Origin of the sequence: Echinicola vietnamensis DSM 17526 (assembly GCF_000325705.1) — a bacterium.
GTDB lineage: Bacteria > Bacteroidota > Bacteroidia > Cytophagales > Cyclobacteriaceae > Echinicola > Echinicola vietnamensis.
The window spans coordinates 4,757,501-4,773,004 of the sequence record NC_019904.1; the positions used below are offsets into that span (position 1 = coordinate 4,757,501).

At 43.2% G+C, this 15,504-nt stretch carries 13 protein-coding genes (1 of these 13 running past the window's edge); 2 read left to right on the forward strand and 11 right to left on the reverse strand.

What is annotated here, in order from left to right; all coding sequences use genetic code 11:
- From ECHVI_RS19310 to ECHVI_RS19320, 3 genes are all read right to left on the reverse strand, one after another.
- Positions 1-702, reverse strand: the 5' portion of a protein-coding gene (locus tag ECHVI_RS19310) for a DUF1080 domain-containing protein (RefSeq protein WP_015267714.1). It extends 78 nt beyond the left edge of the window; 702 of the gene's 780 nt are visible here — the first part of the coding sequence; its start codon is at positions 700-702; the stop codon falls past the left edge of the window.
- 1,044 nt (positions 703-1,746) lie between these two features.
- Positions 1,747-2,514: an XRE family transcriptional regulator gene (locus tag ECHVI_RS19315; RefSeq protein ID WP_015267716.1), complete on the reverse strand. Its 768-nt coding sequence runs from the start codon at positions 2,512-2,514 to the stop codon at positions 1,747-1,749.
- 12 nt (positions 2,515-2,526) lie between these two features.
- Complete coding sequence (locus ECHVI_RS19320) at positions 2,527-2,784, reverse strand: hypothetical protein (RefSeq protein WP_015267717.1); 258 nt, start codon at positions 2,782-2,784, stop codon at positions 2,527-2,529.
- A gap of 289 nt (positions 2,785-3,073) precedes the next feature.
- Between ECHVI_RS19320 and ECHVI_RS19325 the strand changes: the two genes are divergently transcribed.
- Positions 3,074-5,401: a TonB-dependent receptor gene (locus ECHVI_RS19325; RefSeq protein ID WP_015267719.1), complete on the forward strand. Its 2,328-nt coding sequence runs from the start codon at positions 3,074-3,076 to the stop codon at positions 5,399-5,401.
- A 162-nt stretch (positions 5,402-5,563) separates the two neighbouring features.
- On the opposite strand, the gene ECHVI_RS19330 is transcribed toward ECHVI_RS19325, so the two are convergent.
- The 5 genes from ECHVI_RS19330 to ECHVI_RS19350 form a co-directional block, all read right to left on the reverse strand.
- The gene (locus tag ECHVI_RS19330; RefSeq protein WP_157501535.1) at positions 5,564-5,755 is read right to left on the reverse strand and encodes a hypothetical protein; all 192 of its coding nucleotides are present in this window, start codon (positions 5,753-5,755) and stop codon (positions 5,564-5,566) included.
- A 48-nt stretch (positions 5,756-5,803) separates the two neighbouring features.
- Entirely contained in the window at positions 5,804-6,700 is an 897-nt protein-coding gene (locus ECHVI_RS19335) for an IS982 family transposase (protein WP_015264071.1), read from the reverse strand.
- A 214-nt stretch (positions 6,701-6,914) separates the two neighbouring features.
- A complete protein-coding gene (locus tag ECHVI_RS23555; protein ID WP_015267720.1) occupies positions 6,915-7,220 on the reverse strand; it encodes a hypothetical protein in 306 nt (101 codons plus the stop codon).
- Entirely contained in the window at positions 7,217-7,435 is a 219-nt protein-coding gene (locus tag ECHVI_RS19345) for a hypothetical protein (RefSeq protein WP_041738935.1), read from the reverse strand. The genes ECHVI_RS23555 and ECHVI_RS19345 overlap by 4 nt, the downstream gene beginning before the upstream one ends.
- A gap of 199 nt (positions 7,436-7,634) precedes the next feature.
- Complete coding sequence (locus ECHVI_RS19350) at positions 7,635-9,887, reverse strand: Tex family protein (protein WP_015267722.1); 2,253 nt, start codon at positions 9,885-9,887, stop codon at positions 7,635-7,637.
- A gap of 203 nt (positions 9,888-10,090) precedes the next feature.
- Between ECHVI_RS19350 and ECHVI_RS19355 the strand changes: the two genes are divergently transcribed.
- On the forward strand, positions 10,091-10,666 hold the full coding sequence (locus ECHVI_RS19355) for a TlpA family protein disulfide reductase (RefSeq protein WP_015267723.1): 576 nt from the start codon (positions 10,091-10,093) through the stop codon (positions 10,664-10,666).
- Positions 10,667-11,000: 334 nt separating this feature from the next.
- On the opposite strand, the gene ECHVI_RS19360 is transcribed toward ECHVI_RS19355, so the two are convergent.
- The 3 genes from ECHVI_RS19360 to ECHVI_RS19370 form a co-directional block, all read right to left on the reverse strand.
- Positions 11,001-11,912: a serine hydrolase gene (locus tag ECHVI_RS19360; RefSeq protein ID WP_015267724.1), complete on the reverse strand. Its 912-nt coding sequence runs from the start codon at positions 11,910-11,912 to the stop codon at positions 11,001-11,003.
- A gap of 60 nt (positions 11,913-11,972) precedes the next feature.
- On the reverse strand, positions 11,973-12,578 hold the full coding sequence (locus tag ECHVI_RS19365) for an RNA polymerase sigma factor (protein ID WP_157501536.1): 606 nt from the start codon (positions 12,576-12,578) through the stop codon (positions 11,973-11,975).
- A gap of 230 nt (positions 12,579-12,808) precedes the next feature.
- On the reverse strand, positions 12,809-15,463 hold the full coding sequence (locus ECHVI_RS19370) for an alpha-L-rhamnosidase (RefSeq protein WP_015267726.1): 2,655 nt from the start codon (positions 15,461-15,463) through the stop codon (positions 12,809-12,811).
- Positions 15,464-15,504 lie beyond the last annotated feature (41 nt).

The following is a 15,504-nucleotide window of genomic DNA, read 5'->3' on the forward strand; positions in this document are numbered from 1 at the left end:
CACACCGTAATCAGGATAGTCCTTCCATTTTCCTTCTGATTTTCTCTTTTCCCAGTCCTCAGACCAAGGATCAAATGAAACGGTCATTTTACCATTAAGATAATACTCCGCTTTGTCCTCAGTAAAAACGATCCTGGTCGTATTCCATTCTCCTGCCGGCTTTACGGCTCCTTCAAAATCCGGTGTATACATCCCGTAATCCGCACCGATGGATTGCCACATTTCTAATTTCTGCGGAAAACCAATCTGGTCGATCACTTGGTATTCTGGAGCGGTATTATAAGGAGCTTCATGGGTAGATTCATCCACGATATGATAGAATATACCGCTGTTTCCTCCTTCAGCTATTTTCCAGTCTACCATCAATTCAAACTCTCCAAACTCTTCAGACCCGTAAACCACATCTCCACCGATATCTCCTCCTTTTCCTAAAGCAATAAAGTTACCATCTTCGATAATCCACCCGGAAGGAAGCTCTTCAGCATCATAGCCTCTCCACCCTTCGGCACTTCGCCCATCAAACAGCAGCTGCCATCCGGCAGATTTTTCATCTTCAGTAAGGGTATTGTCCTTGGCTTCAGCTCCTACATCGGAAGCCTTTACCTCGGAAACCTCTGTTTCTACTGCACCCTCCTTTTTCTCGCCATCGCAAGCCGCCATCAATGTGGCCAATGCGAAAATGCTCAGTGTTGTCTTTTTCATTATTCAGGTTTTAGTTTATGATATCTTTAATTTTGTTCCCTAATTTTATATAACGAAATGCACCCTTTAAATAATCAATATCAAAAGAACGCTGATCACCTGGTTACATTGCCTTTTATCTGTTCAGCATATTATTCAAAATCTAAGAGCATAAATATAATATTTTTAAACATATATTCGCTCTTTGTTTATTTTTTTTGATAAATAACTTATTGAATCGGTCTAAATCAAAGACGAAAATACCTCCCACCCTATTTTCGACCTGGTTAATGATACAAAAAATCAACTGCTCCTCTTCATCAAATCAATTAACTACTCTTTAACCGTTTGATTTAGTATCACGTAATATTTCTGGGGGATGATTTTCGACATGTTTTTATTAAAGGAAATTTCACACCGCTAAAACGATGGTTTTCCGCTATCCGCTCGAATGGGTTTTAGCGGGAATTTATGCGGAATAGTTAGGCCCATGCCGCTAAAACGGGAAACGTTGGATGGGCAACTTTACCATGAGCTTCACCCATGGCTAAGAATGTGTCGAGTTTTTCTCATAACTCCTCGTCATTTCGATTCCGATGGATATCGGAAGAAGCAATCTCCTCATACGTGCAATGCAAACACATCGAGATCACTTCACTCCGCTCGTGATGACAGATTATTTATTTATGAGACAGCCTCTGGCTTTCGAGCGTATATCAGACATAATGCTAACTACAAAACACCTTATATCTTGTGTTTCAGCTCTCCTCAGAATATACCATGGATAAAATGTGATCAAGTGATAATCATGAAGTCTTTATGCGAGGGCATGACAAATGCCCTTCTCTGCAGTCCACATTTCAAATGCGGACCAGATGATGAATTTAGTTTTCAGAGCAATGATACGCCGCCAAAGCCAACATGCACTTGGTGCCTTGATGTCTTTGTGACGTTTTTTTTCCGTGGTTTTGCCAATAAGTAAAACTGGCAGTCCCCAGCTTTTCCGCTTGATCCAAAAAACAATGCATGATCACTTCACCTGGTCAATAAAAAAATCCGGCAAACTTAACCGGATTTCGTAATGCTGTATTTTAATTGTGAAATCATTTCTGCCAAATCCTCTAATGTGACGGCCTTGTTCTTATCCTTCGGATTAGGGAAATCCGTACTGATAAAGGCCTTGGCCTCCCAAACTTCCTCTACCTCTTCACCGGGAATTTCATAAGGCTTATACATGTCGTTATCTGAAACCAAAAACAGCTTGCCATTTTCATCAAGGTAGTTAAAGACCCTTTTATAAACAATACCTTCTGAGGCCGTAATAAGAATGTAGGTTTTACCACTTCTGATCTGTGAAAGCTGCTCGATATATGCCCCCACGATCACCGTCCCTGACGGCAAGGGCAACATACTGTCCCCGCTAATTTCAAAGGCACGGTAAGTGGTGTTTTTGGCTAGATTGGGCAAATGGAACTGCGGGAGTTGCTGCATGTACTCTGGATCGGCATAACCGTTAAGGTAGCCCGCCGAGGCTTTTTGGGGAACCATCGTGATATTTTCGTTTTCCTCTTGATCCAGTGATACCGTCAACACCTTGATGTCCCGTTTTTGGGAAGCTCTTCTCCCCTTTTCCTCAATATCATGAAACAGCAATTCGTCGATGGAAACTGAGAGGATATCTCCTATTACTTTCAGCGTAGCCAATTTAGGTTCAGACCTCCCATCTTCATAAGCGGAAATCATCGTCCTTTTGATCCCTAATTGATCCGATAGGTTCTCTTGGGTCATTTGCTTTTGCTTCCTTAAATATCTTAGGTTTTTCCCTAGTAGCATTTTTAGTGATTGTTAAGCACTATAAAGATAAAAATTATGATCATCCCTCCACTGGCTTTTAAACGAAAACCGGTTTAAATCCATTTTCGATCGCTCCATCGATTCCATACGCTCACGGATTTCCTCGATAACATCAGAAACGGCCCGATCCCCATGAACCAACAAATAGCCATAACGTGGATGCACTTCATCTTCTACGAAGAATTTTACCTGATGGTTTCCAGAAGCAAGAAGCTTGCTTACGATTCTGATTTTGGGAGACTTTTCCATATGCCTTAAGTGTCTATTATGATTACGATTACAACCGCTAATCTATTGATGTTACTAATATAAACAAAATTAAGTTCATATAAACAACTAATATATGACGCTAATTGTCACAATAATTCCATCCTTCATCATGCAACTCCATTTTTCCGGTATAACAATGGATTATCGCCCTCCTGCTACCTTTATAGGTACCGCAAATCAGCTCATTTCCCCATTGATCCAAAAGCATCCTTAATCCTAAACCCATCCAACCTAATTTTGGTTATCATTAGTATAAACCTGACAAACGATGAAACCATTTAACTACATTCTTTTCTTATTTTTATGCCTATCGCCGTTGATAGCATCTGCCCAGTTGACCGTTTCTGGAAAAATTGTGGATGGCGAGAATGATGAGCCCCTGCTTTTTGCTCAAGTGGCACTTTTTGAAGCTGGTGGTGAGGAAACCATCACCTATACCCAATCTGATGAAAACGGGGATTTCGCCCTCGGAACGGAAAGCGGCACTTATGATGTCAAAGTGTTTTTGATCGGTTATGAGAATAAAAAAATCGAAAACCTTCAAATAAACGAAGACCGCAACCTTGGTAAAATCACCCTGACTTCTGAAGGAAAGCAGCTGGATGAAGTGGTCGTCCAATCCAACACCATTCCCATGCGGACTGATGTCGAAGGACTGGTCATCACGCCTGAACAAAACCTGGCCAATGTTGGAGGTACCTTATTGGACATTTTGAGGAATACTCCTTCCATCAGTGTATCCGATGATGGTTCTATTTCCCTTAGGGGCAGCTCCGGCACCAACATTCTGATAAACGGCAGGAATTCTTCCCTAACGCAAAACCTCGATCAGATCCCGGCCAGCGCAATTGAGCAGATCAAAGTCGTGAACAATCCAAATGCCCGTTATGATGCCGAAGCCGAAGGTGGTGTCATCAACATCATCTTGAAACGTGGTGAAGACATGGGTACTCACGGCGGTGCGGAACTAACCTATGGCACACGTAACCGGCTAAATACCGGTGCCAGGTTTAACCATACCACTACGAAGTACAATGTGTATGCAGGTTACAATTACCGAGATTGGAAAGGGGTGAGTGAACGCTCCACTTTCCGAGAGGTATATGAAGACAACGAACTCCTCAACCAACAAGGAAATAATCGCGATAGGCGCCAAAACCATAATTTTAATTATGGCGCTGACTATTACTTTGGCAAAAACATCCTGAGCTATCAAGGGGTATATTTCACCGGGAAAGACTCGGAAAACAATTCCCTGTATTCCAAAATGACCGATAGTGAAACCGATGACCTATTGCTCCAATACGTGAGGCAAAATAACGAATCTGAAACGGATGATGGCTATGACAATGCCTTGATCTATGAGCGGACGTTTGATGATAAGAACCGCGAATTGAAAATCAGTGCAAACAACTCTTATCAGAACCAGTACAAAACCCAGAACATCAACATTTACCGAAATACTTCAGAAGCTACACCGGAAAACCTTAATGGTCAAGAACGGGCACTGACGGATGAAAAACGATACACCTCTGTCATCCAAGCCGACTATATCCATCCTGTAAATGAAAGGGTAAAACTGGAAATGGGTTTAAAATCAACCTTTAGAAAATTTGACAACGACTACAAATATTACCAGTTGTCAGAAAGTGAAAACGACTTCGTAGAAAATACTGATATCAGCAATCACTTTCTCTACAAAGACCAAATTCACGCGGCCTATTTCATCTATTCCAGATCCGGAGAAAAGTGGGACATTTCCTTGGGGACAAGGGCAGAACAGACCCATGTGGAAGGATTGCTATACAACACCAATGAACTGAACGAACAGGATTACCTGAACCTCTTCCCCAGTGTCCAAGCCCTGTACAAGCTGAATGAGGAAAACAGCCTGAAATTTACCTACAGCCGGAGAATCGACAGACCGACTGCTTGGAGGCTTAATCCTTTTCCAGATATCACCGACTCCCTCAGCGTTAGAAGAGGTAATCCCAACCTCCAACCCGAAATGATCAACTCGTTGGAAGTAGGACACATGATCAACATGGAAAAGGCCAGCTTGACCACCAACTTATTCTATAGACATGTCGATGGGGTGTTGGACTATATCACCTTGGTGGAAGATGGCATTTCCTATCAACAGCCAGCCAACCTGAATACAGGCCAAGCGTATGGATTGGAATTTATCGGGATGGCCGAGCTGACCGACTGGTGGAACATCAATGGAAGTGTCTCGCTCTTCCAAAGCAAAGTAGATGGCTCCAATGTCGGTGAGGAGTTTGTCAGCAAAGGGTTCTCCTGGAATTCTAAAATCACCACTGATTTTACCCTTCCTTATGCCTTTACCCTTCAACTGGTGGGTGATTATGAGTCTCCTGAAGTAGAAGCACAAGGACGGGATTTTGCTCGATACAGCATGGACGCCACTTTACTGAAAAAGTTGATGGACAACAAACTGCAGCTATCGCTTAGTGTCCGCGATGTCTTCAATACCCGAAACTTCGGTGGCTACAACCAATCCAATGATTTCTACCAGGAATTCAGAGCGGAGTGGGAAAGCAGGATTGCACTATTTAGTGCACGGTACAATTTTTAAACTATAATTGATCTTTCGTCAAGTGTAGTGGAACCACATAGGGACATAGACAACATAGGGCCTTCGCTGTGCTATGTGTCCTTATGTAACTATGTGGTTCCTAAAACAAAGTGATTTCAATTTTCTTATATCAAGAAACACATTACTGAATCTGATCCCCCATTATTTTTTAAAAGAAGCAATACAAACTGAGGTGAGGATTGCTATAATCCCCGCAGTTAAAACACTCATCCAAAACCCTATTATAGTTGGATTAAATGATCCATAGGGCATTAACCACATAAAAATTAATGCCATGACCAGCCATGATATCCAAAATCTGGCCTTATGTTTTTTATTGATGAATAGTTTCATAGCTACCAAGAATTTTATCTTCCACAACTTGTGAACCTGAGTTCGATTTTAAAACAGGGCTATTTGGTTAGTTTGGACTGTTTGGTATTTGATTGCGGGCTTTTTAGGGAAAAATGAGTAGGCAATGAGTCCTGAAATCATGTTGGTGATGAAATTTCCAAAAGAGCGGTGCCTGGAATGTTCGATCTGACACATGTTTTTCAATTCATCATTTACCGTTTCAATAACAGATCGTTTTCTGAGCATGATTTTGTCCTTCATTTCCATAAGGACATTCTTCATATTATTCCTAATATTGGCAATTAGGTGAAGCCCGTCTGAAAACAACAATTCGGTCAAATCCTTTGAAACATAGCCTTTGTCCGCATATAATTTCCCCTTTAGGTTATTTACGAAACTTTTGTTCCTAAGCGGCTCCCTGTCATCAACATTGGCCTGGGTGACCACAAAGTTTAACAGCTCCCCTTTGTCATTGATGACCAGGTGGAGCTTGAAGCCGAAGAAATATCCCATGGTGGATTTGCCCACCTGGGCAATATCTTTGAAAACCTTGTTCCTTTTTATCCTTTTGTTTTTGCATACCCTGATCGGAGTTGAGTCGATAAACGCAATACCTGTCCCCTCTCCTAAACAACAGGTTTTCAGGAATATAGTCATCGGAAGGGTGGCGGATTGCATCAGTTCAACAAACCTGTTGTAGGAAACGGTCTGGGGGAAAAGGTGTTTTTTATGGACTTTGATAAAATAGAGATAAAAGTGTTTCATGTTTCGGAATCCCCCGGTATGGAACATCACCATAATGGTAATGACTTCGCTCAGGCTCATTCTGGGCCTTCTCTTGGGCCTGTTTCCAAGAATATGTTTTTCAGTGGATTTTTCAAATTGGATGCAGAATTCATCGATAAGATAGAAAATTTCGGTAATTTTGGAGTCAGTTAAGGTCATGTTTTAGTAGTTAATGTATTGAACTTCAACACTTTAATATAACGAAAAAACATGGCTTTTTCTATGTTTCTAATTATAGTTTTTAATTAAATACATAGAAAATATTATCTATATATGTGAATTTTTTTATAAAATAAATTTTAACATTAATTTTTGTGTTATTCTTGCTTGAACGTTTCTTGGCGGACAATTTATGGGGAATTATTAATCGAACTCAGGTTGTGAGTAATTCAGCCGCTGTGGCACTAACTCCCCCAGTGACAAAGCCTATTGCTCCTCCAACAACTCCCCCACTAACACCTCCTGTTACAGCCCCTACTACTGGAAAAGTCACTGTACCTGCTGTTGGTTCAGTATAGGCTCCTGTCGTCGCTCCCGTTACTAATCCAACGACTGCACCCGCCCAAACGTTCCTCCAATTAACAGAACATCCTCCTCCCCCTTCCAAATCATCCTTTTTTGATAACTTATAACTACCTCCTTTTTCTTTATCACAGTCATCACTTTCGCATAATCTCATTCCGCTTCTTTCAAAGTAGGCACCAATGTAGAAATAGCCGAAATACCGTCCTCTACTAAATATTCATGCAATGCATAAGAATATTCAACTATGGACAGCAACTGTAACCTTTGTTCTTTACTAAGTTCTTCTTCATTGAACACTCTTGTTCTAAATTGCCTAATTACATAATATAATTCTGTAGAATCTCTAACCTCCATCATAGACTTATTCATGACTTCATTGTCTCATCAAGATGATTGCTATTCGATATTTTTTTGAAAGAAGAGAACTTTGAAAACTATAGTCAAAATTTATATTCAAATTTTGACTATAGTTTGATTGTAAGAACTTATTAAGTTAAGATCGTCAGAAATCGAAATCTCTTTTCAGTCTGTAACAAGTCAAGAACAAACTACTTGCTCTTATGCTTTATCACTTCCCAAACTTCCCTTTCAGCATGGCCAGCTTGGCGGCCAGGTCACCTTCGGGTTCCTTTTCTTTTCTTCTTTCACGCTTGGCACCACCGGATTTTCCTTTGCTCCGCTCCGCAAATGGGGCGGATTTCATGCTCAGTCCGATACGCTTGCGGTTCAGGTCTACCTCCATCACGGTAACTTCTACTTTTTGGTTGACGGTGACCACCTCGTTGGGATCGGAGATATAGCGGTCCGCCAAGTGGCTCAGGTGCACCAATCCATCTTGGTGAACGCCCACATCCACAAATGCTCCAAAGTTTGTGATATTGGTAATGATGCCCGGCAGCTTCATGCCCACCTTGAGGTCTTTCATCTCATTTACGCCTTCCTGGAAGCTGAACACTTCAAAGGTCTCCCTGGGATCTCTTCCCGGTTTGGCCAGTTCCTCCATAATGTCCTGCAAGGTCGGCAAACCTACCGTTTCCGTGACATAATTCTTCAACACCACCTTAGACCGTAGCTCTTCGTCTTTGATCAGGTCTGACACATTGGAACCCAAATCAGTGGCCATTTGCTGTACAAGGTCATAGCGCTCCGGGTGCACGGCACTTCTGTCCAGGGGATTGGGGGCATTTTGGATGCGGAGGAAACCTGCCGCCTGCTCATAGGCCTTGTCGCCCAATCTTGGCACCTTACGGATATCTTCACGGCTTTTGAAAGGGCCGTTTTCATTTCTGAAGTTGACGATGTTTTGTGCCAGTGCCGGGCCCAATCCTGAGACATAGGTAAGCAGCTGCTTGGAAGCCGTATTGACTTCTACCCCTACCCCGTTAACACAGCTCATGACCGTATCATCAAGGGAGTTTTTAAGGGCAGATTGGTCCACATCGTGCTGGTATTGGCCTACCCCGATGGATTTAGGGTCAATCTTCACCAATTCCGCCAACGGATCCATCAGCCTGCGGCCAATGGAGACCGCTCCCCTGATCGTAAGGTCTAGATCCGGAAATTCCTCCCGGGCCACTTCAGAAGCCGAATAAATGGAGGCTCCACTTTCATTTACCATTACGATCAAGACATTCTGGGGCAAGCCAATGGATTTGAAAAACTGCTCTGTCTCCCTACTGGCCGTCCCATTTCCAATCGCAATGGCTTCCACCTGATGCTTTTCCACCAAGTGCTTCACCAAGGCTGCGGACTCCGCCTTTTTGCGCTGAGGCTCATTGGGATAAATGGCATCATAGTGCAACACCTGCCCCTGTGGGCCAAGACAAGCCAGTTTACAACCTGTCCTAAAGCCAGGATCGATGGCCATCACTGATTTTTCGCCTAAAGGAGCCCCTAGGAGTAATTGCCTCAAGTTTTCCGCAAAGACCTTAATGGCATCTTCGTCTGCCTTTTTCTTGGTGTACAGCCTTACTTCTGTTTCCATGGAAGGCTTCATCAAACGTTTATAGCAGTCTTTTATGGCCAGCTTTACTTGCTCGGAACTGGTGTTTTGAGCCGTGACGGTCATTTTCTCCATCAACGCCAAAGCATCCAGTTCTTCCGGGCAAGAATCCAGCATCAAAAACAATTCTTTCTCCCCTCTTCGCATGGCCAATACCCGGTGGGATGGTGCCGTTTTGATGGGCTCCGACCATTCGAAGTAATCCTTATATTTGATCGCTTCTTCCTCCTTGCCTGGAATCACCTTGGACACAAACTTCCCTTCTTCGATGAAAAGGTCCCGCATTTTTTTACGTAGCTCCGCATTTTCATTGACCCATTCAGCAATGATGTCCCTAGCTCCTTGCAAGGCTTCCTCTGTACTCCCCACTTCCTTTTCCTCATCAATATACGCTTTGGCTTCTTCTTCCAGGTCACAAGATTCCTGTCCGAAAATTTTCTCCGCCAGCGGCTCCAGCCCCTTTTCACGGGCGATGGTCGCCTTGGTCCGCCTTTTGGGCTTGTAGGGAAGGTATAAATCCTCCAAGGCTGCCATGGTCTCGGCGTCGTTGATTTTACCTTCCAGCTCTGGAGTAAGCTTCTCCTGTTCCTTAATGGACTTTAATATCGCCTCTCTCCTTTTATCCAAATCGCGAAGTTGCTGTACACGATCACGGATAGCAGCTACCTGTACTTCGTCGAGTGAACCGGTCACTTCCTTCCGATACCTGGATATAAAGGGAACAGTAGCTCCTTCATCCAATAATTCAATTGTATCAGACACTTGCTTCTGCCTGATATTTAGCTCCTCGGCTATTTTTAGATAATGGTTGATATTCATAAAATTAGGTTACTATTGCCATGCGTTATAAGCTGCAATTTAAAGCTTCTGGAAGAGTTTTCTGAGGGGAATCCTGTTTTATTAAGGCCACGGACAATAAAGGATTGTAAATCAAAACATAACTTTGCACTTCACTTCCCGTACGCTAAAAAAGTTACAAACCTTAATTTTCAAATCAACAGCACTTTCTAATATACCGAAAAATGAATTGGAAGAAAGAAATAAAAAGCTGGAGCGTGATACTCGGGGTATTCGCCTTACTTTATGTAATGGGATGGTATGCGCCGATTGTAGGTAAAATCCAATCCATCATCCTCTCCACTGGGCTCATCAAACCGAATGTGGAAAAGCGCTATGAAGTGGGCAATGATTTCGACTATAGTGTAAAATTTACGGACCTTGAGGGAAATCTCGTGGACATGCAAAACTTCCGGGACAAAACGGTTTTTATTAACCTGTGGGCCACATGGTGTCCTCCTTGCCGGGCTGAAATGCCTCATATTGCTTCTTTATATGAAAAATTAAAAGACCAAAAGGACATCGCTTTTCTCATGGTCAGCTTGGACAAAGAAGTTGAAAAACCTGAAAAATACATTAAAGCCCAAGGCTTTACTTTTCCTGTGGTCCATGCCACTTACGGGCTCAATGCCTCCCTGAAACATTCCTCTATTCCCACCACTTTGGTGATCAGCCCTAAAGGAAAAATTCTTTTCAGACAGGAAGGCATGAGTAATTTTGATACGGAAGCATTCAGGGATTTTCTTCAAACCCAGCATTAATAATCACCAGATTACCGCACAATAAGCCTATATAATTTACAAATTCCCTAACAAAAAATATTTTCAGCTTCTAATTCGACAATCAATTACGGATAATTTTGATTTCAAGTAATTTAAAATATCTTTGTTAACAACATTTTAAAAAGTACAAAAATCATTTTATATAATTCAAAATGAAAAATCCTACCATTTATCAGAAAACAAAATACAGAAAATAAGGGGGGACTAAAGGCTTAATCATCCACACAATAATTAACTTATCTGCTCTTAGTTTTATTAAAACCTATCTGGACATAAGGTCTAAATAGGCTTTCTGAAGGAGGTTTAAGCGTAGTCACCCCTCCTTATTTTCCACAAATTTATATATAAGTTTACTGATCTGGGCCATTACTTGAATGCCCTTTTCAGGTGCCTTGAGGTTCTTGGACAGCAATACAAGCACATATCGTTCCCCAGATGGCAATTCTACTATTCCAGAATCGTGCCGAACTCCCGTAATGGAACCCGTTTTATGCGCCACCGTCACATTTTCAGGAAGCAAGCCCGGAATTATCTCATTGAAATGCTGGGCTTTCAGTACCTCAAACATTGCTGCTGAAGCTTCTTTACTGACTGCTTTTCCCGCTGCTATGGCTTCCATGATCACCATCAGGTCATAGGCCGTGGTGGTATTGCTCAGTCCTTGTTCATACGCTTTCAGGTCCTCTACCCCCCTGAGCACTTCAATATCCTTCGCCCCTAAGTCCCGCATGGTCTGGGTAACCTTCTTCGCATCCAATTTATCGATGAGGATATTGGTCGCTAAATTGCTGCTCATGGTGATCATCTGAAAATTGAGCGCTTTGTAGGTGCTTTTCTGGCCTATTTTCCCGTACAGGCCCTCTTGACTATCTACAGATAAATCCATACTGAAAGGACTGCCATCTACGATACTCTTAAATTCATTCACCACCGTAATCGAGTCATCCAAAGAGATATTTCCCAAGGCCACCTGCTTATAAAGTTCAATCATTACCGGGGTCTTCATCGTGCTGGCCGCATGAAACGACTCCTTCTCATTGATCATTAACGAAAGGGTGTCTGATCCCAAGGATCTAAAGGCTACAGCAAAATCACCTTGTACCTCGGAAAGGTGAGCGGTGATCTGATTCCTAAGTGTTTCGAGTTGGTCCTCGGTGGATGGGCCGGATTGGCAAGATGCCATCATCAAACCTATCAAACTGATTAAAAGGTATTTTATCTGCATGGGTCGGGGCAAGGGTTAAGAAATACTGGTCAACACAATGCCGTAATTTCCACATTCCTCCTAACTTATCAAACCCAACAGCATTAAAATAAGACCAAAAGGAACTTCTTCAGCAGCATTAAATCGATGGCGAAGGGACTTGGTGGCCCTATAAAGCTGATTTTCGACGGTTCGAACAGAAAGGTTGAGCTGGGCGGCGATTTCTTCTGCGGTCATGTGGTTAACCGTTTTCATGATAAACACCTCACGTTGTTTTACGGGCAAGGTATCAATGGCTTTCGAGGCATAGGCATGGAGGTCCCGATAGATGACCGTATCCTCGGTCACGTTGGAAAAATCCTTGTTCATCGGAACCGAATATTGCTGAAAGGCCGTAAAACGTGCCTTTTTCTGACATCGATTGATCACCAAACTCCGAACAATAGAAAAAATATAAGCATTGATGGACAGGTCTGATCTTAGTTCATTCCGCTTCTTCCATAGGTACAAAAACACCTCTTGAACGACCTCTTCCGCATCGTGATGTGACAATTCCATCTTTCTGCTTACATGATAGATCTTGGAAGCATATCGTTCATAGAGATGATAATATGCTACTTCGTCGCTTTCTTTGACCTTTTTTACAAGATCGGAATCGGTATGTTCGAGGGTTATTGGGTTATTCATGGTCATCACAAAAACTAATAAATAAACTAAATCGGTTTAGCTATTTACTCAATAAAAAAGGCTGCAGAGCCTTCTTTTCTTAAAAGAACATAAATGATTTATAAAAAACAAGGAATACCCCTAATAATTACACAGGTTATCAAAAACTCAAAATTATATTTCAGCCATTTACCTCAAAACCTGTTTTAAAATCCGGCTACTCATCATCAACACCTCCCCTTTGTCGTCACTCACTTGATGATCCATTGATAGCTTCCTGAGCTTATGGAATAAGCGGTCTTTTGCAACGATACCTCAACGTTTGCAGGTGATTCTCCCTTAAGAAACCGCGTGCCTTTTGGTAAAATTAACGTAGCTGTGGTGTTAGCTGGGATTCTAACGGTATATTGTACCGCACCGGTTTCATCTCGTTTCCAAGAAGAAATGATTTTACCGTAAGGCCCATCATGACTGGCCTCAAAATGCTCCAATCCCTCCACAAAGTGTGGTTCCAATAGGATATTCTTAAAGCCTGGATGTTCCGGATCAGGCTTCATCCCTCCAAGTGCCTTATATATCCAGGCCCCTACTTCACCAAACATGATGTGGTTCATGGAAATGTCATGCTCTGAATCGATCTTCCAGTTTTCATAAAGGGTGGTAGCTCCATTAACTATCCACCAGCCCCATGAAGGATAGGTTTCCTGAGCCGCTACCTTATATGCGATATCAGGATAACCATTATCACTCAGTGCATTGAGGATTGCCTTGGTTCCGAGTAAGCCCACGTCCAAGTGGAATCCGTCTGCTTCTACCCTTTTGGCTAAGTTTGCCGCCACTTTGCCCCTTAGCTCTTCGGGAACAATGTCCCACTGTAATGCCACACTCATTTCTGTCTGGTAACCACTTCCATAAACGGCTTTTTCCCGATTCAGGTACTTCTCATTAATGGCAGTCCGGATCTTATTGGCCAACTCAGTGTACTTTTCTGCCTCGGCTTCATGACCAAGTAATTTAGCTGTTTGGGCTAAAATCCTGGCATCAGTAAGGTAATAGGCAGAAGAAGTGTATTCCACTGGAGATTTGGATTTTACCGGAACCCAATCTCCCAAACCCCAAGCGGTCAACCCGTCAGGACTGATGGCCGTAAGGTGGTCCACATATCGCTTCATCGACTTGTAATTCTCTTCAAGGATACGCTTATCGCCATAAAACAAGTACACATTCCATGGTATCAAGCAAATGGTACTTGTCCAATCCGGTCCATTTCCCCATTCATAGCCCCAGCCGGAAGTGGGGATAATGGAAGGCAAAACTCCATTGGGCTGCTGCTCGTCCCGATGGTCATCCAACCATTTTTCATAAACCTTGATCGCGTCAAATGAATATAACCCCGTTTCGATGGCGATATGCGCATCTCCTGTCCAGCCATTTTTCTCCCGCTGTGGGCAGTCCGTAGGATAGCCAAAAAGGTTGGACAAATAGGCATTGTTTGTGGCCCACCAAATGCCATCTAAGGTAGCGTTCGCAGAACTGACGGTACCGACCGGTTCGACATCACTGTGCATGAAATAGGCTGTCAGATTTTCTTTGGTAAGGGAAATAGGCCGATCTGCCGTAACTTCCACATATTGAAAGCCCTTGTAATTAAACTTTGGGCTAAAAGTCTCTTCACCCCTCCCGCTCAAGATGTAAATATCGGTCTGGAAAGGGTCGCCGTCATCTGTGGGACGATAATGCACATCGATATTGGACATGTCCACTCGTCCATCCTCGTGAAGCCGCTCTCCATGCTTCAAACGCAAAACTGTGCCCGCTTCACCTTTGATCTTGATTTCACTGATTCCTGCTATATTTCTGCCCACGTCGAAAACAAAGGTCGAATCATTGATCTTATCCATTGTCGCTGCGGGAATCGTTTCGTTATACCGAATGGGAGGCATGGCCTGCGCTGTAATTTCCTTGGCTGGTGCGGATCGATAAATCACTTCTTTCCAATCACCGGCCTCAAAACCCGGCTTATCCCATCCAGGCTGCTCCTTTCGGGCATCATAATGTTCTGCGGTATAAATGCTATTAAAAATCACTGGACCTAAAGCAGTCTTCCATCCCTTTTCCGTGCGAATGGTCTCCACTGAACCATCCTCATAGGTAATCCGCAGGTCCAGACAAAAAGTGGGGCGATTTCGCCATGGTGCATGGTGAAAATTCCAAACGGCCGTAGACTGGTGATTGTACCAGCCATTTCCCAATAAGACCCCCAAGGCATTTTGGCCATTTTGGAGGGCCTCAGTTACATCGTGCGTCACATACAGTACCCTTCGGTCAAAACGGGTGTAAGCAGGATCCAGCCGATGATTCCCAATGCGTTTACCATTAATGCGTAGCTCATAGAGCCCGCCTACCGCGATATAGGCCGTGGCTTTCTTAATGGGATTGGATATGGCGAATTCCTTCCGGAAATAAGGGGCTGGCTTTACCGAAGTTCCCTGGCCGTCCCCAATCCATACGCCTTGCCAATTGGCCTCATCCATCATGCCCATTTCAAAGTGTGCCTTTTTGGAGATTCCCAGGGAATTCCCCTCGTGATCCCACACCTCCACAGTCCAAAAATAGGCAGCAAAAGGCTCTAAGGCTTTCCCGTCATATGCTACCAACTGGCGGTCACTTGATACTTTTCCGCTATTCCACACGGATCCTGCTCCGTCTTTTGTGACCAGTATACGGTATGCACTTTGCTTTGCCCCCTGCCGGTCATCATCCATCTGCCAGGTCAACCTTGGCCGCGAAGTGTCCAAGCCCAGCGGATCTATCAGGTATTCCGTTTTAAGTGCCTTTTGGGCCAAAGCGGCAGTAAAGGTCATCAGCATTAAAAAGGTGGCAAGGCTAATTTTAGGCACGATCATCATGGGTTTTTATTGAAAGGTTGGGAAATTGGAAGGTTACA

Excerpts from the sequence above, each read along its gene's own strand:
- ECHVI_RS19350 (WP_015267722.1), bottom strand. The coding sequence starts at position 9,887 with ATGAATATCAACCATTATCTAAAAATAGCCGAGGAGCTAAATATCAGG.
- ECHVI_RS19355 (WP_015267723.1), top strand. The coding sequence starts at position 10,091 with ATGAATTGGAAGAAAGAAATAAAAAGCTGGAGCGTGATACTCGGGGTA.
- ECHVI_RS19320 (WP_015267717.1), bottom strand. The coding sequence starts at position 2,784 with ATGGAAAAGTCTCCCAAAATCAGAATCGTAAGCAAGCTTCTTGCTTCT.
- ECHVI_RS19370 (WP_015267726.1), bottom strand. The coding sequence starts at position 15,463 with ATGATCGTGCCTAAAATTAGCCTTGCCACCTTTTTAATGCTGATGACC.
- ECHVI_RS19330 (WP_157501535.1), bottom strand. The coding sequence starts at position 5,755 with ATGAAACTATTCATCAATAAAAAACATAAGGCCAGATTTTGGATATCA.
- ECHVI_RS23555 (WP_015267720.1), bottom strand. The coding sequence starts at position 7,220 with ATGAGATTATGCGAAAGTGATGACTGTGATAAAGAAAAAGGAGGTAGT.
- ECHVI_RS19325 (WP_015267719.1), top strand. The coding sequence starts at position 3,074 with ATGAAACCATTTAACTACATTCTTTTCTTATTTTTATGCCTATCGCCG.
- ECHVI_RS19345 (WP_041738935.1), bottom strand. The coding sequence starts at position 7,435 with ATGAATAAGTCTATGATGGAGGTTAGAGATTCTACAGAATTATATTAT.
- ECHVI_RS19365 (WP_157501536.1), bottom strand. The coding sequence starts at position 12,578 with ATGAATAACCCAATAACCCTCGAACATACCGATTCCGATCTTGTAAAA.
- ECHVI_RS19360 (WP_015267724.1), bottom strand. The coding sequence starts at position 11,912 with ATGCAGATAAAATACCTTTTAATCAGTTTGATAGGTTTGATGATGGCA.
- ECHVI_RS19335 (WP_015264071.1), bottom strand. The coding sequence starts at position 6,700 with ATGACCTTAACTGACTCCAAAATTACCGAAATTTTCTATCTTATCGAT.
- ECHVI_RS19315 (WP_015267716.1), bottom strand. The coding sequence starts at position 2,514 with ATGCTACTAGGGAAAAACCTAAGATATTTAAGGAAGCAAAAGCAAATG.